This window comes from Streptomyces canus 299MFChir4.1 (genome assembly GCF_000383615.1).
Taxonomy (GTDB): domain Bacteria; phylum Actinomycetota; class Actinomycetes; order Streptomycetales; family Streptomycetaceae; genus Streptomyces; species Streptomyces canus_C.
Genome location: NZ_KB911582.1, coordinates 808,149 through 834,447, shown reverse-complemented (window position 1 = coordinate 834,447; position 26,299 = coordinate 808,149). Strand labels below are relative to the sequence as shown.

23 protein-coding genes and 2 pseudogenes are annotated in these 26,299 nt (G+C 71.4%); 12 read left to right on the top strand and 13 right to left on the bottom strand.

Features of this window, described 5'->3' with window-relative positions:
- Positions 1-271: 271 nt before the first annotated feature.
- From H293_RS0103720 to H293_RS0103695, 6 genes are all read left to right on the top strand, one after another.
- Entirely contained in the window at positions 272-1,429 is a 1,158-nt protein-coding gene (locus H293_RS0103720) for a Gfo/Idh/MocA family protein (protein ID WP_020116536.1), read from the top strand.
- Positions 1,426-2,580 (top strand): dihydrodipicolinate synthase family protein, encoded by a 1,155-nt coding sequence (locus H293_RS0103715; protein ID WP_020116535.1) that lies wholly within the window; start codon positions 1,426-1,428, stop codon positions 2,578-2,580. The genes H293_RS0103720 and H293_RS0103715 overlap by 4 nt, the downstream gene beginning before the upstream one ends.
- The gene (locus H293_RS0103710; protein WP_020116534.1) at positions 2,577-3,407 is read left to right on the top strand and encodes a sugar phosphate isomerase/epimerase family protein; all 831 of its coding nucleotides are present in this window, start codon (positions 2,577-2,579) and stop codon (positions 3,405-3,407) included. The genes H293_RS0103715 and H293_RS0103710 overlap by 4 nt, the downstream gene beginning before the upstream one ends.
- A 303-nt stretch (positions 3,408-3,710) precedes the next feature.
- The gene (locus H293_RS0103705) at positions 3,711-4,721 is read left to right on the top strand and encodes an ArsR/SmtB family transcription factor (RefSeq protein ID WP_020116533.1); all 1,011 of its coding nucleotides are present in this window, start codon (positions 3,711-3,713) and stop codon (positions 4,719-4,721) included.
- 190 nt (positions 4,722-4,911) lie between these two features.
- A complete protein-coding gene (locus tag H293_RS0103700; protein WP_020116532.1) occupies positions 4,912-5,343 on the top strand; it encodes a hypothetical protein in 432 nt (143 codons plus the stop codon).
- A 62-nt stretch (positions 5,344-5,405) separates the two neighbouring features.
- Entirely contained in the window at positions 5,406-6,302 is an 897-nt protein-coding gene (locus H293_RS0103695; RefSeq protein ID WP_020116531.1) for a hypothetical protein, read from the top strand.
- Between the two features lie 11 nt (positions 6,303-6,313).
- On the opposite strand, the gene rbsD is transcribed toward H293_RS0103695, so the two are convergent.
- The 7 genes from rbsD to H293_RS59070 form a co-directional block, all read right to left on the bottom strand.
- Positions 6,314-6,703, bottom strand: a complete 390-nt coding sequence (gene rbsD / locus H293_RS0103690; RefSeq protein ID WP_020116530.1) for a D-ribose pyranase — start codon at positions 6,701-6,703, stop codon at positions 6,314-6,316.
- Entirely contained in the window at positions 6,700-7,605 is a 906-nt protein-coding gene (locus H293_RS0103685; protein ID WP_020116529.1) for a ribokinase, read from the bottom strand. Before H293_RS0103685 ends, rbsD begins: the two co-directional genes overlap by 4 nt.
- A 66-nt stretch (positions 7,606-7,671) precedes the next feature.
- Positions 7,672-9,609 (bottom strand): ABC transporter permease/substrate-binding protein, encoded by a 1,938-nt coding sequence (locus H293_RS0103680; RefSeq protein ID WP_020116528.1) that lies wholly within the window; start codon positions 9,607-9,609, stop codon positions 7,672-7,674.
- Positions 9,599-11,125 carry a sugar ABC transporter ATP-binding protein gene (locus H293_RS0103675; RefSeq protein ID WP_020116527.1) on the bottom strand — a complete coding sequence of 509 codons (1,527 nt, stop codon included), beginning with the start codon at positions 11,123-11,125 and terminating at the stop codon, positions 9,599-9,601. The genes H293_RS0103680 and H293_RS0103675 overlap by 11 nt, the downstream gene beginning before the upstream one ends.
- Positions 11,122-12,141, bottom strand: a complete 1,020-nt coding sequence (locus H293_RS0103670) for a LacI family DNA-binding transcriptional regulator (protein WP_020116526.1) — start codon at positions 12,139-12,141, stop codon at positions 11,122-11,124. Before H293_RS0103670 ends, H293_RS0103675 begins: the two co-directional genes overlap by 4 nt.
- 107 nt (positions 12,142-12,248) lie before the next feature.
- Entirely contained in the window at positions 12,249-12,764 is a 516-nt protein-coding gene (locus tag H293_RS0103665; RefSeq protein WP_020116525.1) for a hypothetical protein, read from the bottom strand.
- Positions 12,765-12,785: 21 nt separating this feature from the next.
- A complete protein-coding gene (locus tag H293_RS59070) occupies positions 12,786-13,082 on the bottom strand; it encodes a hypothetical protein (protein ID WP_020116524.1) in 297 nt (98 codons plus the stop codon).
- Positions 13,083-13,216: 134 nt separating this feature from the next.
- On the opposite strand from H293_RS59070, the gene H293_RS59855 reads away from it, so the two are divergent.
- The 3 genes from H293_RS59855 (at position 13,217) to H293_RS0103645 (ending at position 17,183) form a co-directional block, all read left to right on the top strand.
- Positions 13,217-13,351, top strand: a complete 135-nt coding sequence (locus tag H293_RS59855; RefSeq protein WP_020116523.1) for a hypothetical protein — start codon at positions 13,217-13,219, stop codon at positions 13,349-13,351.
- A 61-nt stretch (positions 13,352-13,412) separates the two neighbouring features.
- On the top strand, positions 13,413-15,662 hold the full coding sequence (recD2, locus tag H293_RS0103650) for an SF1B family DNA helicase RecD2 (protein WP_020116522.1): 2,250 nt from the start codon (positions 13,413-13,415) through the stop codon (positions 15,660-15,662).
- Between the two features lie 231 nt (positions 15,663-15,893).
- Complete coding sequence (locus H293_RS0103645) at positions 15,894-17,183, top strand: citrate synthase (protein WP_028807524.1); 1,290 nt, start codon at positions 15,894-15,896, stop codon at positions 17,181-17,183.
- 640 nt (positions 17,184-17,823) lie between these two features.
- Here H293_RS0103645 and H293_RS0103640 read toward each other — a convergent pair.
- Positions 17,824-20,037, bottom strand: a complete 2,214-nt coding sequence (locus tag H293_RS0103640; protein WP_028807523.1) for a heavy metal translocating P-type ATPase — start codon at positions 20,035-20,037, stop codon at positions 17,824-17,826.
- 20 nt (positions 20,038-20,057) lie between these two features.
- Positions 20,058-20,297 carry a heavy-metal-associated domain-containing protein gene (locus H293_RS0103635; RefSeq protein WP_020116519.1) on the bottom strand — a complete coding sequence of 80 codons (240 nt, stop codon included), beginning with the start codon at positions 20,295-20,297 and terminating at the stop codon, positions 20,058-20,060.
- Positions 20,298-20,423: 126 nt separating this feature from the next.
- Between H293_RS0103635 and H293_RS52515 the strand changes: the two are divergent.
- Positions 20,424-21,467: pseudogene (locus H293_RS52515) on the top strand (zinc-dependent alcohol dehydrogenase family protein).
- Here the strand turns inward: H293_RS52515 and H293_RS59850 are convergent.
- The 4 genes and pseudogenes from H293_RS59850 to H293_RS0103615 form a co-directional block, all read right to left on the bottom strand.
- A pseudogene (locus H293_RS59850) lies at positions 21,448-21,731 on the bottom strand (GNAT family N-acetyltransferase); the annotation flags it as partial. The pseudogenes H293_RS52515 and H293_RS59850 sit on opposite strands and share 20 nt — an antisense overlap.
- Positions 21,732-21,783: 52 nt before the next feature.
- Positions 21,784-21,984, bottom strand: coding sequence for a helix-turn-helix transcriptional regulator (locus H293_RS0103625; RefSeq protein ID WP_020116516.1), 201 nt, complete (start codon positions 21,982-21,984; stop codon positions 21,784-21,786).
- Between the two features lie 414 nt (positions 21,985-22,398).
- The gene (locus H293_RS0103620) at positions 22,399-23,286 is read right to left on the bottom strand and encodes a helix-turn-helix domain-containing protein (RefSeq protein WP_028807522.1); all 888 of its coding nucleotides are present in this window, start codon (positions 23,284-23,286) and stop codon (positions 22,399-22,401) included.
- A gap of 40 nt (positions 23,287-23,326) precedes the next feature.
- Positions 23,327-24,244, bottom strand: a complete 918-nt coding sequence (locus tag H293_RS0103615; RefSeq protein WP_028807521.1) for a sugar phosphate isomerase/epimerase family protein — start codon at positions 24,242-24,244, stop codon at positions 23,327-23,329.
- 132 nt (positions 24,245-24,376) lie between these two features.
- Here H293_RS0103615 and iolC point away from each other — a divergent pair, with 132 nt between their 5' ends.
- Together iolC and H293_RS0103605 are read left to right on the top strand one after the other, a co-directional pair.
- Complete coding sequence (gene iolC / locus H293_RS0103610) at positions 24,377-25,327, top strand: 5-dehydro-2-deoxygluconokinase (RefSeq protein WP_020116513.1); 951 nt, start codon at positions 24,377-24,379, stop codon at positions 25,325-25,327.
- Positions 25,328-25,383: 56 nt separating this feature from the next.
- Positions 25,384-26,295 carry a Cgl0159 family (beta/alpha)8-fold protein gene (locus tag H293_RS0103605; protein WP_051138058.1) on the top strand — a complete coding sequence of 304 codons (912 nt, stop codon included), beginning with the start codon at positions 25,384-25,386 and terminating at the stop codon, positions 26,293-26,295.
- The last annotated feature ends 4 nt before the right edge of the window (positions 26,296-26,299 follow it).

The window sequence follows — 26,299 nt, the reverse complement described above, 5'->3', positions numbered from 1 at the left end:
GCGTGCCCTGGCGTGGTGCCCGGGCGTGCCTCAGCGCATCTCAGTCGTACTCCGTCGTACACGCGGGCCCCCACGGCCCGGTTCCGAGCCGACCTTAAGCCCCCCGGTCCCCCTTGTTCGCCCCCTCGAACAACTCACCCCGTACGCGGGCTTGTCCAGACCGCTGGTGAGAGGCTAGCTTCTTCTTGGATAGAAAGCGCTTGCTGTAACGCTCATCAGTAGGGCGTGCGCGGCGCGCACAACCGCGTACGACTCCTATGAAGGGAATGACGTGACACGCAAGACGGTGCGTATCGCCATGAACGGTGTGACGGGGCGCATGGGCTACCGCCAGCACCTCGTCCGCTCGATCCTCGCGATCCGCGAGCAGGGCGGTCTCGACCTCGGCGACGGCAACGTGCTGTGGCCCGAGCCGATCCTCGTGGGCCGCCGTGAGCACGCGCTGAAGGCCCTCGCCGAGCAGCACGGCCTGGACCCGGCGAACATCTCCACCGACGTGGACGCGGTCCTCGCCGACCCGACCGTCGAGATCTACTTCGACGCCCAGGTGACCTCCGCGCGCGAGGAGGCCCTCACGAAGGCGATCGCCGCCGGCAAGCACATCTACACCGAGAAGCCCACCGCCACCGGTCTCGACGGCGCCCTGGAGCTGGCCCGCCTCGCCGAGGCCAAGGGCATCAAGCACGGCGTCGTCCAGGACAAGCTCTTCCTGCCGGGCCTGCTCAAGCTGAAGCGCCTCATCGACGGCGGCTTCTTCGGCCGGATCCTCTCGATCCGCGGCGAGTTCGGCTACTGGGTCTTCGAGGGCGACTGGCAGACCGCCCAGCGCCCGAGCTGGAACTACCGGGCCGAGGACGGCGGTGGCATCGTTGTCGACATGTTCCCGCACTGGGAGTACGTGCTCCACGAGCTCTTCGGCCGGGTGAAGTCCGTGCAGGCCCTCACCGCCACCCACATCCCGCAGCGCTGGGACGAGAACGACAAGCCCTACGACGCCACCGCCGACGACGCCGCCTACGGCATCTTCGAGCTCGACGGCGGCGCCATCGCCCAGATCAACTCCTCCTGGGCCGTCCGCGTCAACCGCGACGAGCTCGTCGAGTTCCAGGTCGACGGCACCGAGGGCTCGGCCGTCGCCGGTCTGCGCAACTGCCGTGTCCAGCACCGCTCCGCCACCCCGAAGCCGGTCTGGAACCCGGACATCCCCGCCACCGAGGTCTTCCGCGACCAGTGGCAGGAGGTCCCGGACAACGCCGAGTTCGACAACGGCTTCAAGGCCCAGTGGGAGCTCTTCCTCAAGCACGTCTACGCCGACGCCCCCTACCAGTGGGACCTCCTCGCCGGTGCCCGCGGTGTCCAGCTCGCCGAACTGGGCCTGAAGTCCTCGGCGGAGGGCCGCCGTCTCGACGTCCCGGAGATCTCGCTGTGACGATCCGACTCCCCGGCTTCCAGGGCGGCTTCAGGGCCTACGAGCCCCGCGAGGAGCCCTTCGCCGCCGCCTCCGGCACCCCCTTCACCTCCCGTACGGTCTTCTCGGCCGCGCACGTCGTCGCCGACCCGTTCGCCGACGCGACGCCGGACTCCCCGGCCGCCGTCGACTGGGACGCCACCCTCGCCTTCCGCCGTCACCTGTGGTCGCACGGGCTCGGGGTCGCCGAAGCCATGGACACCGCCCAGCGCGGGATGGGCCTGGACTGGGCGGGCGCTGCCGAACTGATCCGCCGCAGCGCCGCCGAGGCCAAGTCCGTCGGCGGGCTCATCGCCTGCGGCGTCGGCACCGACCAGCTCACCGGCCCGGCCACCCTGGACGAGGTCCGCGGCGCCTACGAGGAGCAGCTCGCGCTCGTCGAGGAGTCCGGCGCCCAGGCCATCCTGATGGCCTCCCGGGCGCTGGCGGCGGCGGCCGAGGGCCCCGAGGACTACCTGGAGGTCTACGGCCACCTCCTGCGCCAGTCCGCCGAGCCGGTGATCCTGCACTGGCTGGGCCCGATGTTCGACCCGGCGCTTGAGGGCTACTGGGGCTCCAGCGACCTCGACGCGGCCACGGACACGTTCCTCCAGGTCATCGCGGCCCACCCGGACAAGGTCGACGGCATCAAAGTCTCGCTCCTCGAAGCGCAGCGCGAGATCGACATCCGCCGCCGGCTCCCGCAGGGCGTGCGCTGCTACACCGGCGACGACTTCAACTACCCCGAGCTGATCGCGGGCGACGAGCAGGGCTTCTCCCACGCCCTGCTCGGCATCTTCGACCCGCTGGGCCCGCTCGCGGCCGAGGCGGTCCGCGTCCTGGACACCGGTGACGCGAAGGGCTTCCGCGAACTCCTCGACCCCACGGTCGAGTTGTCCCGCCACCTCTTCCAGGCCCCCACCCGCTTCTACAAGACGGGCGTGGTGTTCCTGGCCTGGCTGGCCGGCCACCAGTCGCACTTCACGATGGTCGGCGGCCTCCAGTCGGCCCGCTCCCTCCCGCACTTCGCGCGCGCCTACGAACTCGCCGACGCCCTGGGCCTGTTCCCGGACCCGAAGCTCGCCGAGGAGCGCATGAAGAACCTGCTGTCCCTGTACGGGGTGACCCAGTGACCGACCTGTCCCGCTTCTCCATCAACCAGATGACGGTCAAGCAGCTGTCCCTGCCGGAACTGGTCGACGCCTGCCGTGAACTGGGCATCGGCAGCCTCGGCCTGTGGCGCGAGCCCGTCCGGTCGTACGGCGTCGAGGAGACGGCCAAGCTGGTCCGCGACGCGGGGCTGACCATCACCACCCTGTGCCGCGGCGGCTTCTTCACGGCGATCGACCCGGACGAGCGGGCCGCGGCCCTGGACGACAACCGCCGCGCGGTCGACGAGGCGGCCACCCTCGGCACCGACACGCTCGTCCTGGTCTCCGGCGGCCTCCCGGCCGGTTCGAAGGACCTGCACGGCGCCCGCGAGCGCATCGCGGACGCGCTGTCCGTCCTGGGCCCGTACGCGGAGGAGCACGGGGTGAGGCTGGCCATCGAGCCGCTGCACCCCATGTACGCCGCTGACCGCTGTGTGGTCTCCACGCTCACCCAGGCCCTCGACCTCGCCGAGCGCTTCCCCGCCCGGCAGGTCGGCGTCACGGTGGACACGTACCACATCTGGTGGGACGACCAGGCGCCCGCGCAGATCGCCCGCGCGGGCGCAGGCGGCCGTATCCACACCTTCCAGCTCGCCGACTGGACGACCCCGCTGCCGGAGGGCGTGCTGAACGGCCGCGGGCAGATCGGCGACGGCGCGATCGACATGCGGGAGTGGCAGCGGTACGTCGAGGCGGCCGGGTACACGGGTGCCATCGAGGTCGAGCTGTTCAACGACGCGCTGTGGGCCCGGGACGGGCGCGAGGTCCTCGCGGAGACGGCGGAACGGTTCGTGGCGCACACGGGGTGAAGTGGCCGGACACTTCGAAGGGGCCCGGTCGATGACCGGGCCCCTTCGTTTTTCCCTCCCCGTCAGAACCCCCGCGATCCCCCCGGATCCCCCTCCAAGAGTCCTGATGCCAAGTACGACCCGCGAGGTCGGGAGAGGGTTGTACGGACTCACCGACTTTTTTCCGCACCGCCTTCGCGGAGCCGGCGGTGACAGGCGGTGACGGAGGGAAGCGGCCGAATCCATACGTTGCCCGTGTGACGCCCGAGGCCCCAGGCTGCTGCCTGCCGAGCACGACTTCCGACGCTCCTGGGGGACCGTTCCGTGCTGCGCATCCACTTCACCCCCGATGACCTGACCCGCATCAGGGTGGCGAGTACACCGGACCCGCTCTGGGAGACCGCGTTCAGCCTGCACCGCCTCCAGACCACCCAGGGCCGCTGGGCCTACGCGGACTGGCACCGCAGCACACTGGCCGCGCTCACCGGCACCAGACTGGGCGCCGCCGTGCGCGGACTGCTCATCCCGGTGCTGCCCAGGGCCCGCTACTGGCCCGACTTCCTCACCCCGGCCGAGGGCGCGGACGGCCTGGAGGCCGGGCTGGCCGCTGTCCGGGACACCCCACCCGAACGGGTCGTGCACGAGATGAGCCTGCTGGCCCGGTGCAGCGGCGCTCCCGACTGGGCGCCCGCGCTGGCGGAGCACGAGCTGCGGGACGAACTCGTGCGGGTCCTGCGCGCCTACCACGACACCGTCGTCGCACCCCACCTCGACCGGATGTGCGAGTCGCTCGCCGGGGAGCGTGGCCTGCTCGCCCGTTCGACGCTCAACGGCGGCGTCGGTGACCTGCTCAACGGCCTCTCGCCCGCCATGCGCTGGTGCCCGCCCGTGCTCCACGTCGACTACGTCGAGGACCGCGACCTGTACCTCGACGGGCGGGGCCTGCGCCTCGTCCCCTCCTACTTCTGCTGGAAGGCACCGGTGTCCCTGGCCGACGGCACGCTGAGCCCGGTGCTGGTGTACTCCGTGCTGGACGTCCGGCCACCGGCCCCCGCCGCACCTGACGCCGCTCTCTCCGCGCTGCTGGGCCGAACCAGAGCCGCCGCGCTGCGGGCCGTGGCCCACGGCATGACCACCTCGGAACTGGCCCGCTTCCTGGGCGTGTCCCCGGCCACGGCCACCCACCACACCACGGTGCTGCGCGACGCCGGTCTGAGCACGAGCCGGCGCCTGCAGAACACCGTGCTGCACACCCTCACCCCGCTCGGCGCGGCGATGCTGCGCCGCCCGGCCCCGGCCGAGCGCGCCGGGGCGGCGGTGCCGAGCGACTTTTAGTCAACGGCCCTCAGCACCACAGGCACCGTCCGGCTCATGGACCCCGGCAGCCCCACCCGCCGCACCGGAGCGACGGACTCCGCTGTCCCGCCTGCGACTTTCGAGACTGTTCGAAGGTCGTGGTCCTAACCGGCCCGCGCTGCGACTGTTTCCGGCGGCACCACCACTCACCGGAAGAGGAGATCCCAGCATGCCGAACAGAGACCGCAGCCGCCGGGCCGTCGTCGCAGGAGCACTCGTGTTCGTCTCCGCCGCGACCGGCCTGGTGCTCGCCCCCGCCGCCTCCGCGGCCCCCCAGGCCTGCACCCCCTCGTCGCTGGTCACCGGCGAGTACGAGAGCCAGGGCACCGTCCGCTACAAGTCCGCCACCAGCTCCTGCGGCGACCTCAACCTGACCTACTCGTTCAACACCACGTCCCGCACCTACGACTACTACGCGGGCCGGCTGCGCCGCTCCGACGGCACCTGGTTCACCTGCGCCAAGCGCTACGTCCAGGCCTACGACGGCAACCACAGCGTCAACGACTCCACGTACTGGCTGTGCACCGACGTCAACGACAACACGCCGTTCAGCGTGTCCAGCCTCCTCGAGGGCAACGACAACGTCACCATCACCCACTGACCTCGACTCCCGGTCCCGGGGTGCCGCGTCCGCGCGGCACCCCGGCCGGCGGAAGGACGGACGTGAACCGGACCAGCCTCGCCCGTACCGCGGCCGCCGCGGCCGCCGCCCTGCTCACCGCCGCGTGCGGCACGGCGGCCGGCTCGTCCGGGCAGGGGCCGAGCACACCGCCCGCGCCCACGACGGCCGCGGCCCCCGCGCGGGTCACCCACGCCCTCCCCGAGGACCCGGTGCGCATGGTGCTCCCGGTGACCGGTGCCGAGAGCCGCTGGACCCAGGGCCTGGACGTCTTCGGACAGCAGGTGGCACGCACCGCAGCCGCCGACTGCGCCCGCGAGGAGAGGACCGCGCTGCCCGAGGAGGTCCCGCTCGCCTTCATCTCGTACGCCGAACTGCCCGACCTCGCCTTCCTCGGCCGCCACGGATTCGGACACGGCACCGAAGTCCCCCCGCCCGCACCCGCGCCCACGTCGGCCGCCGGTACGACCGCGCCCCGGCCCGCCGGCCCCGCGCAGATCCGCCGCTGCCGTGCCGGGGGAGAGGCCGCCGCCAAGGCGGTACGCGAGGTCTACCTGCCGTTGCAGCGGGCCTGGTTCGGCGAACTCTCCGCCGCGCGCCGCGCCCCGGCCGCGACCCGGGCCCTGGACGGGCTGCCCGGCTGTCTCGCCCAGCGGGGCTACCGGGTCCGCGACGAGAACGCCTTCTTCGCCCTCGTCGACTCCCGCCTGATGAACGCCCCCGCGGCCGACTACGCGCGCGTGGACAGCGCCCTCGGCAGCGCCTACGCCACTTGCATGCGCCCGGTCGAGGCCGCACGGGAGCCGGTCCGGCGAGAGCTGCGCGAGCGGTTCCTCACGGACCACGCCGAGGAGATCCGCGAGCTGCGCGCCGCTCTCGTACCGGCCCTGCGCCGCGCCGAGAGGACGTACGGCCTACGGCTCGCCTTCCCGGCGCCCTGAGCCGGCCGACGTCAGAAGAACACCCCGCACCTGAGCAGCACATTCGCGTACGGCCGTGCCTCGCCCGTGCGCACGACCAGCCGCGCGCCCGCCGAGAGCACCTTGAGCTCCTCGTGGGAGACCAGGCGCAGTGCGGGGAGGCGGGCGTCCAGCAGCTCCGCGGCCGCCGGGTTGGCGTCCCGCACCTCCGCGGCCGCCGTGCCCCCCTCCACGACCAGCTCGGCGAGCAGCCCGTCCAGGACCTCCGCGAAGGACGGCACCCCGGCCCGGAAGGCCAGGTCCACCACGCGCGGCCCGTCGGGGATCGGCATGCCGGCGTCGCACACCAGCACCCCGTCCCCGTGCCCCAGCTCGGCCAGCGCGCCGGAGAGCTGACGGTTGAGTATTCCGGCCTTCTTCACGGCGTCCCGACCTCCTCCGCGGTGGGGAAGGAGTCCTGCGCACCCTTCCGGGTCACCGCGACCGCCCCGACCCGGGACGCGTACGCGGCCGCCTCCGCCAGTCCGGCACCGGACCCCAGCCGGAACGCCAGCGCCGCCGTGAAGGCGTCCCCCGCGCCTGTCGTGTCCACTGCGTCCACCTTCACCGCCGCCACCCGTGTCACGCCCGCGGACGAGGACGCCACGAGAGACCCCTCCGCACCCAGCGTCACGACCACCGACCGCGGCCCCTTCGCGAGCAGCAGCCGCGCCCAGTCCTCCGGCTCGTCGCTCACGCACGCGTCCCCGAGGATCACCTTCGCCTCGTGCTCGTTGACGATCAGCGGATCACAGGCGGCCAGGATCTCGGTGGGCAGCGGCCGCGGCGGCGACGGGTTCAGCACGAACCGGCTGTCCGGCGACAGGTTCCGTACGACCTCCACGACCGTCTCCAGCGGGATCTCCAGCTGGGTCGACACCACCCGGGAGGCGTGGAAGAGGCTGACCGCGGCCCGCACGTCCCCCGGCGTCAGACGCCCGTTGGCGCCCGGCGAGACCACGATGCTGTTGTCCCCCGACGGGTCGACGGTGATCAGCGCGACCCCCGTGGGCGCCCCGCCCACCAGCACTCCCACCGTGTCGACCCCGGCCGCCCGCTGCGAGTCGAGCAGCAGCCGGCCGTGTCCGTCGTCGCCCACGCGGGCCAGCAACGCCGTACGCGCGCCCAACCGGGCCGCCGCGACCGCCTGGTTGGCGCCCTTGCCCCCCGGGTGCACGGCCAGGTCCGAGCCGAGCACGGTCTCGCCGGCCCCCGGCCGTCGTTCCACGCCGATCACCAGGTCGGCGTTGGCCGACCCTACGACCAGAAGGTCGTAGTCGTACATGAATGACTCCCCTAGTCAGTGACGCGGGGCGGGCGGTCGAATCTACCGCCCGCCCTTACGCCGTCGTCAGCCCGTGAAACCGGCCACGTTCTCCTTCGTGACCACCTTCACCGGCACCTTGATCGTCTCCTCGACCTTCTTGCCCTGAAGGGCCTTGAGCGCGTTGTCCACCGCGATTTTGCCGAGTTGGGAGGGCTGTTGTGCCACGGATGCGAAGAGCGTGCCGTTCTTCACCGCGTTCAGGCCGTCCGGAGTGCCGTCGAAGCCGACCACCGAGACCGACGCGCCGGCCTTGGAGCCCAGCGCCTTGATCGCGCCGAGCGCCATCTCGTCGTTGGCGGCGATGACACCCTGGACGTCCGGGTGGGCCTGGAGCAGGTTCGACATCACGTCGAGGCCCTTGGTGCGGTCGAAGTCGGCGGGCTGCTGCGCGACGACCTGGATGCCCGGGTACGCCTTGAGTCCGTTGGCGAAACCCTCGGCGCGCTCACGGGCCGCGGACGTGCCCGCCTGGCCCTGGAGGATCACGATCTTGCCCTTGCCGCCGAGCCTCTCGCCGATGGTCTTGGCGGCCAGCTCGCCCCCGGCCACGTTGTCGGAGGCCACCAGGGCGTCCACCGACGCCTTGTTGACGCCCCGGTCCACTGCGATCACCGGGATCTTCGCCGTGTCGGCGGCCTTCACCGAGTTGCTCGCCGCGTCCGAGTCCACCGGGTTGACGATGATCGCGCCGAGGCTCGAACTGGTGAAGTTCTGGAGCTGGTTGGCCTGCTGGGAGGCGTCGTTCTGGGCGTCCGTGACGGTCAGGTCCACGCCCAGCTTCTTCGCCTCGGCCTGGGCGCCCGCCCTGATCTGCACGAAGAAGGGGTTGTTGAGGGTCGACAGCGACAGGCCCACCTTCGGGTTCGCCGTCGAGGACGAGTCGTTGTGCAGGAAGGAGGTCGCGCCGACGATCGCCACGGTGACCACGGCCGCGAGACCGTACGTCGTCGCCTGGCGCCCCTTGCCGCCCTGCGGGGCACCGGCCACCGGGGTCGCCCCGGCCTTGCGGCGCAGGGTGTCCAGGAGCACCGCCAGCGCGATGACGACACCGATGACGACCTGCTGCCAGAACGCGGACACGTTGAGCAGGTTGAGGCCGTTGCGCAGTACCGCCAGGATCAGCGCGCCGATCAGCGTCCCGGACGCCTTTCCGGTGCCGCCCGCGAGCGAGGCGCCGCCGATGACGACGGCGGCGATCGCGTCCAGCTCGTAGCCGTCGGCGGCCTGCGGCTGCGCCGAGGACAGCCGGGCGGCGAGCACGACACCCGCGACGGCCGCGAACACGCCGGAGAAGGCGTAGATGGCGAGCTTCTGCTTCTTCACGCGGAGACCGGAGAGGCGGGCCGCCTCCTCGTTGCCGCCGATCGCGTACATGGAGCGGCCGATGTACGTCCGTCCCAGCACGAAGGCCGCGAGGAGCCCCATGACGACCATCACGAGGACGGGCACCGGCAGCCAGCCGCCGAGCGTGTCACCGAGGTGCGAGACGGAGTCGGGGAAGGCGATCGGAGAGCCCTCGGAGATCACCAGCGACAGACCGCGGGCCACCGAGAGCATCGCCAAGGTGGCGATGAACGGGGGCAGTTTGCCGTACGCGATCAGGAAGCCGTTGACGAGACCGGCCGCGATGCCGGTGACGACGGCGAGGACGACGGCTATGAAGACCGGCACCCCGTGCTGCGTCGCGCTCCAGGCGAGCACGGTGGCCGACAGGGCCGCGACCGAACCCACCGACAGGTCGATGCCCGCCGAGACGATCACGAAGGTCACACCGAAGGCGAGGATGGCGGTCACGGCCGCCTGGACGCCGACGTTGAGCAGGTTGTCGGTGGTCAGGAAGTCGCCGGACAGCGCCGACATGGCGATGACGAGGACGATCAGCGCGGTCAGCGCGCCGTTGTCGAGCAGGAGACGGCGCAGGCCACCCGCGCTCGCCCCGCTCCTGAGCGTGTCAGTGGCCACCACGGGCCTCCTTCTCGGTCTTGACGGTGTTCGTACTGACGGCGAGTGCCATCACGGAGTCCTGTGTGGCCTCGTCGGCATCGAGTTCGCCGGCGATCCGGCCCTGGGCCATCACCAGCACCCGGTCGCTCATGCCGAGCACCTCGGGCAGATCGCTGGAGATCATCAGGACGGCGGCACCGGCCGCGGTGAGTTCGTTGATGAGCTGGTAGATCTCGACCTTGGCGCCGACGTCGATCCCGCGCGTGGGCTCGTCGAGGATCAGCACCTTGGTGTCGGCCAGCAGCCACTTGCCGATGACGACCTTCTGCTGGTTGCCGCCGGACAGCGTCCGCACGTGCTGGTGCAGGCCCGCCATCCGCACCCCGAGCTGCTCGGCGATCCGGGCGGCGGCCTCCCGCTGCCCCTTGAGGTCGACGAGCCCCGCCCGCGCGCGGGCCCGCATGGTCACCAGACCCAGGTTCTCCTCGACGGTCTGGTCGAGCACCAGCCCCTGGCCCTTGCGGTCCTCGGGGATGAGGCCGATCCCGGCCGACATGGCCGCGCCCACGTCATGGCCCCTGAGGGCGGTCCCGGCGACCTTCACGCTTCCCTTGTCGTACGGGTCCGCGCCGAACACGGCCCGCACGACCTCGGTACGACCGGCTCCGACCAGCCCGGCGATGCCGACCACCTCACCGGCGTGCACCTCGAAGCCGATGTCGTGGAAGACGCCGTCCCGGGTGAGGCCCTCGACCTTGAGCAGGGCCGCCCCGGTGTCGCCGCGCTCGCGGGGGTACTGCTGCTCGATCGACCGCCCCACCATCAGGCGTACGAGCTCGTCCTCGGGCGTGGTGGCGGGCACCTGCCCGACCGACTTCCCGTCCCGGATGACCGTGACCCGGTCGCCCAGCGCGGCGATCTCCTCCAGGTGGTGCGTGATGAAGACGATGCCGACGCCGTCCTCGCGCAGGGTGCGCACGATCGCGAAGAGCTTGTCGACCTCCCCGGAGGTGAGCACCGCGGTCGGCTCGTCCATGATCAGTACGCGCGCGTTCAGCGAGAGCGCCTTGGCGATCTCGACCATCTGGAGCCGGGCGATACCGAGTTCGCGGACCCGCGCGCGGGGCGAGACGTTGACACCGACGCGCTTGAGCAGCACCTCGGCGTCGGCCTCCATCCGCTTCCGGTCGATCATCCCGAGGCGGCGCGGCTGCCGGCCCAGGAAGATGTTCTCGGCGACCGTCAGGTCGGGGACGAGGTTGAACTCCTGGTAGATCGTGGCGATGCCCAGCCGCTCGGCGTCCTGCGCCCCGCGGATGCGCACCTCCTCGCCGTCCACCAGGACGCGGCCCTCGTCGGGGTGGTAGGAGCCCGACAGCATCTTGATCAGCGTGCTCTTGCCGGCGCCGTTCTCGCCGAGCAGTACATGCACCTCGCCCCGGCGCAGGTCGAAGTCGACGCCGTCGAGCGCGACCACTCCGGGGAAGGACTTCCGTATGCCCTCGATGCGCAGCAACTCGTCCTCGTTGCTCACGACGTGCTCCTTTGCACAGGGTTGGGGTTCTCACCGCACGAGCGGCGGACGACCAGTCGGGCGGGCAGGGTGACCGACTCCGGCGGCCGCCCCTCGATGCGGTCGACGAGCGCGCGCACGGCGGCCCGTCCCAGGTCGCCCGTGGGCTGGGCGATCGCGGTGATCGGCGGATCGGTGTGCACGAACCACGGGATGTCGTCGAACGCGGCCAGGGCGAGGTCCTCCGGCACGCGCAGCCCACGCGCGCGTACGGCGTCCAGCGCGCCGAGTGCCATCAGGTTGTCGGCCGCGAAGACGACCTCGGGCGGCTCCGGCAGGTCGAGGAAGCCCTCGGTGACCCGCCGCCCGCTCTCGGCCTGGAAGTCGCCCTGCCCTATGTAGGCCTCGGGCAGCTCCAGGCCGTACGCCTGGAGGGCCTCGCGGAAGGCCGCCACGCGCTCCTGGCCCGTCGTGGTGGCGGCGGGCCCGGCGATGATGGCGAGTCTGCGGTGCCCGAGCCCGTGCAGATGCGCGACGAGATCGCGCACGGCGGCCCGCCCGTCGGCCCTGACCACCGGCACGGCCACGCCCGGGATCCACCGGTCCACGAACACCATCGGCGTCCCCGCGCGCACGGCGTCCAGCATCAGCGGGGAACCGCCGTCGGTGGGGGAGACCAGGAGGCCGTCGATCCGCCGGTCCAGCAGGTTCCGTACGTGGTGATCCTGCAGATCGGGGCGTTCGTCGGCGTTCCCGATGATCACGCTGTAGCCCAGCGCGCGGGCCTCCTCCTCGACGGAGCGGGCCAGCTCGCCGAAGTAGGGGTTCAGCACGTCGCTGATGACCAGGCCGAGGGTGTGGGTCTGGTCGGTGCGCAGGGAGCGGGCGACGGCGTTCGGGCGGTAGCCCAGGGTCTCGACGGCGGCCAGCACGCGGGTGCGTGCGTCCGCGCTGACCGACGGATGGTCGTTGAGGACACGCGACACCGTGGCGACGGATACCCCCGCCTCGGCAGCGACGTCCTTGATGCTCGCCATCGCCGCTCCACCTCCTTGTGGAATCGATTACACGGCTTCCTGTACCGAGGATTGGAATCGATTCCACGGGAGGTTGGCAAGACCCGAGACCGGATCGTGACGTTCAGCTACCGGTGAGTTCCGCGACCTCCGCGACCTCCGCGAGGGCCCGGCGCGCGGTGGCTTCGTGGTGCGGCGAGCCCCAGACCCGGGCGACCCGCGCGGCCAGGGCGTAGGCGCCGGCCGCGAGCCGCTGCTCGCTCCCCGAGGAACCGGTACAGGTCCGCGAGGGCGTGCGCGAGGGGCCGGGTGGCGCAGGCCCCGCCCGGCGTGCCGGCGAACTGCTCCCGCAACGGCAGCGGCGATGCGATCAGCGACCCCGCCGTGTCCCGGTCGTCCGGCAGCACCGCGAGTTCGGCGCGGTGGTCGAGCTCCATGCCGCACAGATGGTCGGTCACCGGCCGTGCGGGAAAGGGCACCGCAGCGGCCTCGTCCAGGCGTCCCAGCCGGGCCAGGACGAGGGCGTGCGCCACCGCGACCGGGGTGCCGACGGACTCGTACACCTCGCGGACGGCCGGTTCCAGCTCGGCCTCCCGGCGCTGGGCACGGCAGCCGTACAGCCGCGCCTGTCTCTCCCGGCCCATGAGGCGGTTGATGGACTGGTACTACCTGCGGCTCCTCATCACCGTCACCCCGGACCAGGCGATCGTGCGGTCCGCCGCACCACCACCCGCCCCCGAGGCGCCCGCCCCGTCGCCGCCGCCGCTCGGAGCGGGCCGGCTCGCCCGGTACGACACCGCTGTCCTGGCCGCCCGGGACCCCTCCGGAGCCCCCGTGTCGGCCCGCACCCGCCCGGTGCCGACGGCCGTTGGCTTCCTGGTGACGCCGCCGGACGACTGCGCGGTGCCCCCGGGCCCCGCCTCGCTGCTGGTGCACTGCCACGACGAGCGGCTCAACAGCATGCGCAACGCGCTGGTCCGGGGCGGCCGACCCGGACGGACGACGGCTGGCTGCTGGCCCCCGAGAAGGTGCTGGAGCCCATGGGCTCGGGCGGCCGAGCGACGCGATACGGGTCCTGCGCCGCACCCGGCGCGCAATGGACCGGTATCTGGAGCGCCGGGGCCTGTCCCGGCCGCCGGTGCGGTGGGACCGCTTCCGCGCCCTCCAGGCACCCACCGCCCGGCCCGGCCAGGCGCCGTTGGAGTCGGTGATGCGCTCCCCGCACCACTGAGGGATGCGCGGATTGCCGAGCGCGACTGCCGGCTGTCAGACCCCGCATGTAGCGTCGGATCATGACCGATCAGGCGGGGGCCTCCACGGGTGAACGACGACTGGCCGTACTCGAAGGCGTACTGGAGCGCATCACGTACGCCAACGAGGACAACGGCTACACGGTCGCCCGCGTCGACACCGGCAGAGGCGGCGGCGACCTCCTCACCGTCGTCGGCGCGCTGCTCGGTGCCCAGGTGGGGGAGTCCCTGCGGATGGAGGGGCGGTGGGGCTCCCACCCGCAGTACGGCAAGCAGTTCACCGTCGAGAACTACACGACCGTCCTGCCCGCCACCGTCCAGGGCATCCGCCGCTATCTCGGATCGGGGCTCGTCAAGGGCATCGGGCCGGTCTTCGCCGACCGCATCACCCAGCACTTCGGCGTGGACACCCTGAAGATCATCGAGGAGGAGCCGAAGCGGCTCGTCGAGGTCCCCGGCCTCGGACCCAAGCGCACCAAGAAGATCGCCGACGCCTGGGAGGAGCAGAAGGCGATCAAGGAGGTCATGCTCTTCCTCCAGACCGTCGAGGTGTCCACCTCCATCGCCGTGCGCATCTACAAGAAGTACGGCGACGCCTCGATCTCCGTCGTGAAGAACCAGCCCTACCGGCTCGCCTCCGACGTCTGGGGCATCGGCTTTCTCACCGCCGACAAGATCGCGCAGTCCGTCGGCATCCCGCATGACAGCCCGGAGCGCGTCAAGGCGGGCCTCCAGTACGCCCTTTCGCAGTCCACCGACCAGGGCCACTGCTACCTCCCCGAGGAACAGCTGATCGCCGACGCGGTCAAGCTCCTCCAGGTCGACACCGGCCTGGTCATCGAGTGCCTCGCCGAACTCGCCCTGCCCGACGAGGACTCGGGCGATCCAGGCGTCGTGCGCGAGAAGGTCCCGGGCCCTGACGGCCATGAGGTCACCGCCATCTACCTGGTCCCCTTCCATCGGGCCGAACTCTCCCTCTCCGCCCAGCTGTTGCGCCTGCTGCGCACCGACCAGGACCGGATGCCGGACTTCCGTGACGTGGCCTGGGGCAAGGCGCTGGCCTGGCTGAAGTCCCGTACCGGCACCGAGCTCGCGCCCGAGCAGGAGGCCGCCGTCAAGCTCGCGCTGACCGAGAAGGTCGCGGTGCTCACCGGCGGCCCCGGCTGCGGCAAGTCCTTCACCGTGCGCTCGATCGTGGAGCTCGCCCGCGCCAAGAAGGCCAAGATCGTCCTGGCCGCCCCGACCGGGCGCGCCGCCAAGCGTCTCGCCGAGCTCACCGGCGCCGAGGCCTCCACCGTCCACCGGCTCCTGGAGCTGAAGCCCGGCGGCGACGCGGCCTACGACAAGGACCGCCCGCTCGACGCAGACCTGGTGGTTATCGACGAGGCCTCCATGCTGGACCTGCTGCTCGCCAACAAGCTGGTGAAGGCGGTGCCTCCGGGCGCGCACCTGCTGTTCGTCGGGGACGTCGACCAGCTGCCCAGCGTCGGCGCGGGGGAGGTCCTCAGGGATCTGCTCGCCGAGGGCGGCCCGGTCCCCGCGGTGCGCCTCACGCGCGTGTTCCGCCAGGCCCAGCAGTCCGGTGTCGTCACCAACGCGCACCGGATCAACGCCGGGCGGCACCCCGTCACCGAGGGCATGAAGGACTTCTTCCTCTTCGTCGAGGACGACACCGAGGAGGTCGGCCGGCTCACCGTGGACGTGGCGGCCCGTCGGATTCCGGCCAAATTCGGCCTCGACCCGCGCCGGGACGTCCAGGTGCTCGCCCCCAAGCACAGGGGCCCCGCGGGCGCCGGCACCCTCAACGGCCTGCTCCAGCAGGCCATCACGCCGGGCCGCCCCGACCTCGCCGAGAAGCGGTTCGGCGGCCGGGTCTTCCGGGTCGGCGACAAGGTCACCCAGATTCGCAACAATTACGAGAAGGGCGCCAACGGAGTCTTCAACGGCACCGTGGGCGTGGTCACCTCGCTCGACCCCGTCGACCAGCGCCTGACCGTGCTGACGGACGAGGACGAGGAGGTGCCGTACGAGTTCGATGAACTGGACGAACTGGCCCACGCGTACGCGGTGACCATCCACCGTTCCCAGGGCAGCGAGTATCCGGCCGTGGTGATCCCGGTGACCACCAGCGCCTGGATGATGCTCCAGCGGAACCTGCTGTACACGGCGGTCACCCGGGCGAAGAAGCTCGTCGTCCTGGTCGGTTCGCGCAAGGCCATCGGTCAGGCGGTGCGCACGGTGTCCGCGGGACGGCGGTGCACGGCGCTGGACTTCCGGCTCGCGGGCCGGTGACGAGCGTCAATGGTGAGGCAACACAAAAAATGATCGATCAAATGAGTCACGTGGATCACAGAGCCCTTCCGGAAGCGGCTGGAGAGGGGCAGGATGAGCAAGTTGGCGGCACTCAGTGCCGCCGATACGCCCAACGGCCGACCCCGAGTGCACTCTCCTGCGCCAAATGGGGGATGGTAGAGACAATCAGGGCAACCTCGAAGAAGAGGCACAACGTCGGTGAGGGATGACGTGAGCGACAACTCTGTAGTAGTGCGGTACGGCGATGGCGAGTACACCTACCCGGTGATCGACAGCACCGTCGGCGACAAGGGCTTCGACATCGGGAAGCTCCGCGCCCAGACCGGTCTGGTCACCCTGGACAGCGGCTACGGCAACACCGCCGCCTATAAATCCGCCATCACCTATCTCGACGGCGAGGCCGGCATCCTCCGGTACCGCGGCTACCCGATCGAGCAGCTGGCCGAGCGCTCCACGTTCCTGGAGGTCGCGTACCTCCTGATCAACGGTGAGCTTCCGACCGTCGACGAGCTCTCGGTGTTCAAGAACGACATCACGCAGCACACCCTGCTGCACGAGGACGTCAAGAACTTCTACCGGGGCTTCCCGCGCGACGCCCACCCGATGGCCATGCTGTCGTCGGTCGTCTCCGCGCTGTCCACGTTCTACCAGGACAGCCACAACCCCTTCGACGAGAAGCAGCGCAACCTCTCGACGATCCGCCTGCTCGCCAAGCTTCCGACGATCGCGGCGTACGCGTACAAGAAGTCGATCGGTCACCCGTTCGTCTACCCGCGCAACGACCTCGGTTACGTCGAGAACTTCCTCCGTATGACCTTCTCGGTCCCGGCGCAGGAGTACGAGCCCGACCCGGTCGTGGTCTCCGCCCTCGACAAGCTGCTCATCCTGCACGCGGACCACGAGCAGAACTGTTCGACCTCCACGGTCCGCCTCGTCGGCTCGTCCCAGGCGAACATGTTCGCGTCGATCTCCGCGGGCATCAACGCGCTGTGGGGCCCGCTGCACGGCGGCGCCAACCAGTCCGTGCTGGAGATGCTGGAGGGCATCCAGGCCTCCGGCGGTGACGTCGACTCCTTCATCCGCAAGGTGAAGAACAAGGAGGAGGGCGTCCGGCTGATGGGCTTCGGCCACCGGGTCTACAAGAACTTCGACCCGCGCGCGAAGATCATCAAGGCTGCCGCGCACGACGTCCTGTCGGCCCTCGGCAAGTCCGACGAGCTGCTGGACATCGCGCTCAAGCTGGAGGAGCACGCGCTCTCCGACGACTACTTCGTCTCGCGCAGCCTCTACCCGAACGTCGACTTCTACACGGGCCTGATCTACCGCGCCATGGGCTTCCCGACCGAGATGTTCACGGTCCTGTTCGCCCTCGGCCGCCTCCCGGGCTGGATCGCCCAGTGGCACGAGATGATCAAGGAGCCCGGGTCCCGCATCGGCCGCCCGCGCCAGATCTACACGGGCGTGGTCGAGCGTGACTTCGTCCCGGTCGAGCAGCGCTGACAGACGCCGGTGCCGGGGCTGACCTGTTTTTTCAGGGGCGCGGGGAACTGCGCGACCAGCCCCCACCGGCGGGTGGCCGGGCGACGAGCTGAAGCTTCACGAACCCCCGGCTGAATCCGCCAAGCGAAAGGCGCCCTGGCGACGGTCCCCCCACGGGCCGGCGTCCAGGGCGCCTTCCCATGTCCCGGTGCGGATTCCCCCCACGGGATCCGGCCGGGCGTCTGAGAGACCAGCGCCTGAATCGCTGTCTTTCCGGTCTTGCTGTTTGAGCAGAACGAGCAGAACTCCTCGTACTACTCCAGTGTGCGGCCTGCCGGGACAGCGCACGGTCGGGAGGGCCGCTCAAAGCTTCCCTAAGTGCGTGCCCCGGCAACGCAGCTCCGAGGAAGTCCCCCAAGACATCCTCAGACGTCAGTCGGCGCCCCCCAAGACGCTGCCTGACATCGCCAACTTAGACCTTCGAACCCCTTCGATGGTTACGTTCGCATCACTGTGATCTGCGTCTCTTGCAAATGTCCGTTAGATACGCAAGAGCCCGGATGTAGCGATCGGGACCCAAGCGTAAGGACGATGCACGAGTCTTGTGAAGAGCTTATGTGAGCGTGGCTCCGGACTCCAGAGGGGCCCGTCAAAGGAATCCTCAACGAAAGGTCCGCAGCCGCAGGCTGTTGGTCACCACGAACACCGAGGAGAACGCCATCGCCGCCCCCGCGATCATCGGGTTCAGCAACCCGGCCGCGGCCAGCGGCAGCGCGGCCACGTTGTAGCCGAAGGCCCACACGAGATTGCCCTTGATCGTCGCCAGGGTGCGCCGGGAGAGCCGGATCGCGTCCGCGGCCACCCGCAGGTCCCCGCGCACCAGCGTCAGGTCCCCCGCCTCGATCGCCGCGTCGGTCCCGGTCCCCATGGCGAGTCCCAGGTCGGCGGCGGCGAGCGCGGCCGCGTCGTTGACGCCGTCGCCGACCATCGCGACGACCCGCCCCCGGCCCTGAAGCCGCCGTACGGCGTCGACCTTGTCCTCGGGCAGCACCTCGGCGATCACCTCGTCGATCCCGACCGCCCGGGCCACCGCCTCGGCCACCGTCCGGTTGTCCCCGGTCAGCAGTACCGGCGTGAGCCCCAGCGCCCGCAGTGACCGCACCGCCTCCGCACTGGTCTCCTTGACCGCGTCGGCGACGGCCAGGACGCCGCGTGCCACACCGTCCCACCCGACGACGACAGCCGTACGACCGTCCCGCTCGGCCTCCTCCTTCGCCCGGGCCAGCTCGGCGGGCAGCACGTCGAACAGCCGTCCCACGGCCACCTCGCGGCCCTCCACACGGCCGCGTACGCCCTTCCCGGGGACGTTCTCGAACCGCTCGGCCTCCGGCAGCGGTCCGACCCGCTCCTCGGCGCCCAGGGCGACCGCCCGGGCCACGGGATGCTCGGAGGCGTGCTCCAGGGCGCCCGCGAGCCGCAGCACCTGCTTCTCGTCGGCGTCCTGGACGACGTACACCTCGTGAAGCGTCATGCGGCCGGTGGTGACCGTGCCGGTCTTGTCCAGGACGACGGTGTCGACGCGCCGCGTGGACTCCAGGACCTCGGGCCCCTTGATGAGGATGCCGAGCTGGGCGCCGCGCCCGGTGCCGACCATGAGCGCGGTCGGCGTGGCCAGGCCCAGCGCGCACGGGCAGGCGATGATCAGCACGGCGACGGCCGCGGTGAACGCGGCGACGGTGTCCCCGGTGATGCCGAGCCAGGCCCCGAAGGTGGCCGCCGCGATGAGGAGGACGGCCGGCACGAAGACCGCGGAGACCCGGTCGGCCAGCCGCTGCACCTGCGCCTTGCCGTTCTGCGCGTCCTCCACCAGCTTCGCCATCCGCGCGAGCCGCGTGTCGGCCCCGATCCGGGTCGCCGCCACGACGATCCGTCCGCCGGTGTTGACGGTCGCGCCGGTGACGGCGTCCCCGACACCGACGTCCACCGGCACCGACTCGCCGGTCAGCATCGAGGCGTCCACCGCCGAGGCGCCCTCGACCACGGTGCCGTCGGTCGCGATCTTCTCGCCGGGCCGTACGACGAACCGGTCCCCGACGGCCAGCCGCTCCGCCGGGATCCGCACCTCGCGCCCGTCCCGCAGCACACTGACGTCCTTGGCCCCGAGCTCCATCAGGGCCCTGAGGGCCGCCCCCGCGTGGCGTTTGGCGCGGGCCTCCAGGTAGCGGCCGAGCAGGATGAAGGCGGTGACGCCCGCGGCCACTTCGAGATAGATCGTCGAGGCACCGTCCATGCCGCCGGCGGTGAGCTCGAACCGCTCCCGCATGCCCGGCATCCCCGCGTCACCGAAGAACAGGGCCCACAGCGACCAGCCGAAGGCGGCGAGGGTCCCGACCGAGACGAGGGTGTCCATGGTGGCCGCGCCGTGCCGGGTGTTCGTCCAGGCGGCCTGGTGGAAGGGCCACGCACCCCAGACGACGACGGGCGAGGCGAGGGTGAGCGCGAGCCACTGCCAGTTGTCGAACTGGAGGGCGGGGACCATGGAGAGCGCGATGACGGGGACGGCCAGCGCGACGGAGACGAACAGCCGCTGCCGCAGGACGGCGAGCTCGGGGTCCGTGTCGTCGGGCCGCTGTACCGCGGGTGCCGGCTCCTGCGCCGTGTAGCCCGTCTTCACGACGGTCGCGATCAGATCGGCGACCTCGACCCCCGCGGGGTGGACGACCTTCGCCCTCTCGGTCGCGTAGTTGACCGTGGCGGTGACGCCGTCCATCCGGTTGAGCTTCTTCTCGACCCGGGCGGCACAGGACGCACAGGTCATCCCGCCGATGACGAGCTCGACCTCGGACACGGGTGCTATCGGGGCCGTGGTGGACATGTTCACTGCTCCCAGGGCGATCAGGCCTTGCCGACGAACTCGAAGCCGGCCTCGTCCACCGCGGCCCGCACGGCTTCCTCGTCCAGCGGCTCCGCCGACACGACCGTCACCTCACCGGTGGACGCGACCGCCTTCACGGAGCTGACCCCCGCGATCTCGGAGATCTCACCGGAAACGGAACCCTCGCAGTGCCCGCAGCTCATCCCGCTCACCTTGTAGACGGCGGTGACGGAACCCGGGGTATCGGTCTGGGCGGTCATGTCGTTCTCCTCATGGAGGCGTGTGGGGTTACTGCATCACACCCTATACCCCTAGGGGGTATTTCTCCAAGAGCCGCCGTGACTGCCACGATGTACCGGCAGACGAGAACGGCGAGGGAGACGCGGATGCGAGCGGTTGTCTTCGACCAGTACGGCGGACCCGCACAGGTACGGGACGTGCCCGACCCCCGCCCGGCGGACCACGGAGTGGTCGTCCGCGTGAAGGCCACGGGCCTGTGCAGAAGCGACTGGCACGGCTGGCAGGGCCACGACCCGGACATCACCCTCCCGCACGTGCCGGGTCATGAACTCGCGGGTGTGGTGGAGGCGGTCGGCCCCCGGGTGGGCACCTGGCGCCCCGGTGACCGGGTGACCGTCCCCTTCGTCTGCGCCTGCGGCACCTGCGCGTCCTGTGCGAGGGGCGACCACCAGGTCTGCGAGCGCCAGACCCAGCCCGGCTTCACCCACTGGGGCTCGTTCGCCCAGTACGTGGCGTTGGACCACGCCGACGTGAACCTCGTGGCCGTACCGCAGGACATGTCCTTCGCCACGGCCGCCTCCCTGGGCTGCCGTTTCGCCACGGCGTTCAGGGCGGTCGTGCAGCAGGGGCGGGCCACCGCGGGGGAGTGGGTCGCGGTGCACGGCTGCGGCGGCGTGGGCCTGTCCGCGGTGATGATCGCGGCGGCCTAGGGAGCCCGCGTGGTGGCTGTGGACGTGTCTGCCCAGGCCCTGGCCCTGGCGAGGAAGTTCGGTGCGGCGGAGTGCGTGGACGCGACCGGTGTGCGGGACACCGCGGCGGCGATCCGCGAGCTGACCGGCGGGGGCGCCCAGGTCTCCCTGGACGCCCTCGGTTCCCCGGCCACCTGCGCGGCCTCCGTCGACTGCCTGCGCCGGCGCGGCCGCCACATCCAGGTCGGGCTGCTGCCCTCGCCGGACGGGACGACCCCGGTCCCCATGGCCCGTGCGATCGCCCTGGAGCTCGAACTCCTCGGCAGTCACGGCATGGCCGCCCACACCTACCCGCCGATGCTGGAGCTGGTCGGGTCGGGAGTGCTGCGACCGGATCTGCTGGTCACCTCCACGATCACCCTGGACGCGGCCCCGGACGCCCTCGCGGCGATGGGCACGGCCCCCGGAGCGGGGGTGACGGTCATCGAGCCGTGGGCCTGAGGGCGGTCCACTCGCGGTCGAGGAGGCCCATGACCACCCGGTCCACCCACGCGCCGTCCCGCGGATCGGCCCCCGCCGCACCCCCTCGACCGTGAAGCCGGCCTCCTCGTAGACCGACGACGAGGCGGGGGCCTCGGTGCCCGGCCCGCGTCCACGGCCCCCGGGCCCGATGGGCGTGCGGAAGGTGCGGCTGCGGGCGGCGGGGTCCCCCTCGTACAGGACGACCTCGCCGATCGGTTTCCCGGTGGCGCGGTCGGTGACGGCGCGGCCCGTGACTTTCGGCGGCCCGGCACCCCCGCCCCCGCACGAGTCGGCCTCAGTCCTCTCTCCGCCCCCGGTTCCCCGGCCGGGACGCGACCCACGCGCGCACGGTGTCCGCGTACCAGAAGGGCTTGCCGCCCTCGACATGGTCGGGCGGCGGCAGCAGCCCGTGCTTGCGGTACGACCGCACGGTGTCCGGCTGCACACGGATGTGCGCCGCGATCTCCTTGTACGACCAGAGCCTTCGGTCGGTCATGTGGGGCACCTCCTCGCGCGCACCGCGGCGGCGGCCGGGAACGGCCGTCGGGGGTACCGGGCGCTGCGCTGGCGATCACAAAGCCTGCGCCTCGTGAACGACCCGTGGTGACCGTCGGTCAGGGGTTGTGCGCCGGGTGTGACGGGGATCTGGCGTACACGGGACATGTGTGACACGGAAGGGGAGTTCGTGACAGAGGTGACGCAAAGGCGCACGCGGGCGTGCGGGCGTGGCGCGTTGACTTACGGCGCGAGGTCATGGCTGCCCGTGGCGCGAGTGGGCCGGACCCGCTGCGTCGGGCCGGCCCACCGGCTCCCCCGGCCGTCCCCCCGGATCAACCGGTCGGACGCGCACAGCGTGCAGTCGGCCGGGGCTGTCGGTCTTGGAGAAAGCCGCACTTCTCCCCGGTCCCCCTCAGGTGAGGACCAGGCTCGTCGCCTCGCCGTCCATCCGGTCCCCGGGCGGGGCGGCGGCGAACGGCAGCCGCCGGGCCGTGGTGAACTCCCGCGGCGTACACCCGGTCATCGCCTTGAACTCGCCGCTCAGATGGGCCTGATCGTAGTACCCGCAGGCCGCCGCGGTCTCCGCCTGTCCGTGCCCCGCGGTGAGCAGCCGCCGCGCGCGCTGCAGCCGCAGCACCCGCGCCGCCGCCTTGGGCCCCAGCCCGATCTGCTCCCGGAACCGGTTCTCCAGCTGCCGCACGCTCCACCCCACCTCCTCGGCGAGCCGCCGCACCGGCATGGCCCCGCCCGTCCGCACGAGCTCCGACCAGGCCCGCACCAACCGGGCCGAAGACGGCGTACCGGCGTCCCACCACCGCGCGAACACCTCGTCCAGCAGCTGGAACCGTGCCTCCCACGAGGGCAACGCGGCCAGCGCGGCGGAGAGTTCACCGACGCGCCGGTCCAGGGCGTGAGGGAGTGCGTCGGGATCGACGGTGCGGTTGGCGAGCTCGTACTGAGGGGTGCCGAAGAGGGTGAACGCGGCCCAGGGGGCCAGCATCACCTCGACACCGGAGAGTCGGCCGCCGTGCTCCCCGACGGCGGGAGTGGTGGTGGGCCCGCAGAAGACGGACACGAGGGTGTCGGGCGGCCGCCCCGCGCGCGTGATCCGCACGGGGTGCTCGAACCCCAGCAGCAGGGTCGCGGCCCCGACAGGTGTCTCGAGCCGCCGCCGGGGCCGGTCCATGGCGAGCCGGACCCCGCGATAACTCAACACCCCGGGCCGCAGCCGGGGATGGGGCGAGCCGAGGGCGAACTCCCAGAACCCACCGGACCCACGCCCGGTACGGACCAACACCATCCCCCCAGCTTTTCAGCGAAAGGGGCTCACCAACACCCTTTTACGCCCCGCAGGACCTCAAGAACGCCCGGGTCCGCTGAGCGATCGGCAGCGGCTTGTCCGGCTCGCACGGGTACATGTCCTGCTCGACGATCGCGAACAGATCCACGTCCAGCTTCTGGGCGGCCTCCAGGACAGGGCCGAGCGCCGGCACACCCGAAGGCGGCTCGCACATCACGCCCTGCGCCACCGCGGGACCGAACGGCGTCCCCTTGGCCCGCACCTCGGCCAGGATCGCCGGGTCCACCTGCTTGAGGTGCAGATACCCGATCCGCGACCCGTAGGTCTCGATCAGCTTGACGCTGTCCCCGCCGCAGTAGGCGTAGTGCCCGGTGTCCAGGCACAGCGACACCAGGCCGGAGTCGGTGGCGTCCAGGAACCGGACCACGTTCTCCTCGCTGTCGATGTGGGTGTCGGCGTGCGGGTGGACGACGATCTGAAGGCCGTACTCCTCCTTCACCCGCTGCCCCAGCCGCTCGGTGAGCGAGCCGAGGTTGCGCCACTGCTCGGGCGTGAGCGTGTCGGGCTCCAGCACCTCACCCGTCTTGTCGTCCCGCCAGAACGACGGGATGACGACCAGGTGCCCGGCGCCCATCGCCTGCGCGAGCACCGCGTTGTCCGCGACATGCGCCCAGGTCTTCTCCCACACGGCCTCACCGTGGTGCAGGCCGGTGAAGACGGTGCCGGCGGACACCTTCAGGCCACGCCGGGAGACCTCCTCGGTGAGGACCGCGGGGTCGGTCGGCAGGTACCCGTACGGACCCAGCTCGATCCACTCGTAACCGGAGTCCGCGACCTCGTCGAGGAAACGCTGCCAGGGGACCTGCTGGGGATCGTCGGGGAACCACACACCCCAGGAGTCGGGGGCCGACCCGATCCGGATGCGGGACAGTGAGGGCAGAGGCGCGGGCGCTGTCATGCCGGTCAGCTTCGGTTCGGACAGCAAGCGCTGTCAAGGTCTCGTCCGAATGTCTGGACAAAACATTGACAGGGCTCGCCGTCCGGGGCTACAAACGCTCGGGAGAGCCGACGCAGGTACGAAGGGAAGCCGATGGGGTACGACCTGATCACCATGGGGCGGATCGGTGTGGACCTGTATCCACTCCAGACCGGTGTCCCGCTGCCGCAGGTGACGTCCTTCGGCAAGTTCCTCGGGGGCTCGGCGACGAACGTCGCGGTCGCCGCCTCCCGCCTGGGACGGCGCACCGCGGTGATCACCCGCACCGGCGACGACCCCTTCGGCACCTATCTGCACGGGGCCCTCCAGGGCTTCGGCGTGGACGACCGCTGGGTCACCCCGGTCCCGGGCCTGCCGACCCCGGTCACCTTCTGCGAGGTCTTTCCGCCGGACGACTTCCCGCTGTACTTCTACCGGCAGCCCAAGGCCCCGGATCTGGAGATCGACGCCCACGAGCTGGACCTCGACGCGATCCGCGAGGCGAGCGTCTTCTGGGTCACCGGCACCGGACTGAGCGAGGAGCCCAGCCGTACGGCGACCCTGGCGGCCCTCGCCCACCGTGACAAGGCGGGCCTCACCGTCTTCGACCTGGACTGGCGGCCCATGTTCTGGAAGGACCCGGAGGCCGCCCGCCCCTTCTACGCCGAAGCCCTCAAGCACACCACCGTCGCCGTCGGAAACCTCGACGAGGTGGAGGTCGCCACCGGAGTGCGCACGCCCCGCGAGGCGGCCCAGGCGCTGCTGGACGCCGGTGTCGAGCTCGCGGTCGTCAAGCAGGGCCCCAAGGGCGTCCTCGCCGTCGACAGCAAGGGCAACGAGGCCGAGGTCCCGCCCCTGCCCGTGAACGTCCTCAACGGCCTCGGCGCCGGTGACGCCTTCGGCGGCTCCCTGTGCCACGGCCTCCTCGCCGGCTGGGACCTGGAGAAGATCATGCGGCACGCCAACGCGGCCGGCGCCATCGTCGCCTCCCGCCTCGAGTGCAGCTCGGCGATGCCGACGGTCACCGAGATCGAGGACGCGGTCGCGGCGGGAGCGGTCAAGTGAGCGGGCGCAAGCGCGGTCAGGCCGCCGACGAGACGTACGACACGGGCTGCCTCGGCATGACCGCGACGCCTGGCACGACCCCCGCCCCGGCCGTCGACATCACCGAACTCGTGCGCCTGCGCGCCGAACGCCCCGAGGCGATCGCCGAGGCGGCGGCCCGCCGTACCCGCAGGCCGCTGCTGAACGGCAGCGGCCGACTGATGATCGTCGCCGCCGACCACCCCGCCCGGGGCGCGCTCGGCGTCGGCGGCAACCGCATGGCCATGGCCAACCGAGCCGACCTGCTCGAACGCCTCTGCCTCGCGCTGTCCCGCCCCGGCGTCGACGGCGTCCTCGCCACCGCAGACATCCTGGACGACCTGCTGCTGCTCGGCGCCCTCGACGGCAAGGTCGTCATGGGCTCCATGAACCGCGGCGGCCTCCAGGGCGCGAGCTTCGAACTCGACGACCGCTTCACCGGCCACCGCCCCGAGGACATGGAGCGCCTCGGCTTCGACGCCGGCAAGCTGCTCCTGCGCATCGACTACGACGACCCGGGCTCCCTGACCACCATGGAGTCCACGGCCCGCGCCATCGACGACATGGCCGCACGCCGGCTCCCCGTCTTCGTCGAGCCGTTCATCAGCGGCCGTACCACCGAGGGCAAGGTCAGGAACGACCTGTCCGCCGAGGCCGTCACCAAGTCGATCGCCATCGCCTCCGGCCTGGGCGGCAGTTCGGCCTACACCTGGCTCAAGGTCCCGGTCTGCGACAACCCCGACGACATGGGCGAGGTCATGGCCGCCTCCACGCTGCCCGCCGTGCTGCTGGGCGGCGAGGTCGGCGACGACCAGGACGGCGCGTACGAGAAGTGGCGCGGCGCCCTCCAACTGCCCACCGTGCGCGGCCTGGTGGTCGGCCGCTCGCTGCTGTATCCGGCGGACGGCGACGTGGCCGCCGCCGTGGACACCGCCGTAGGACTGCTGTGAGGGC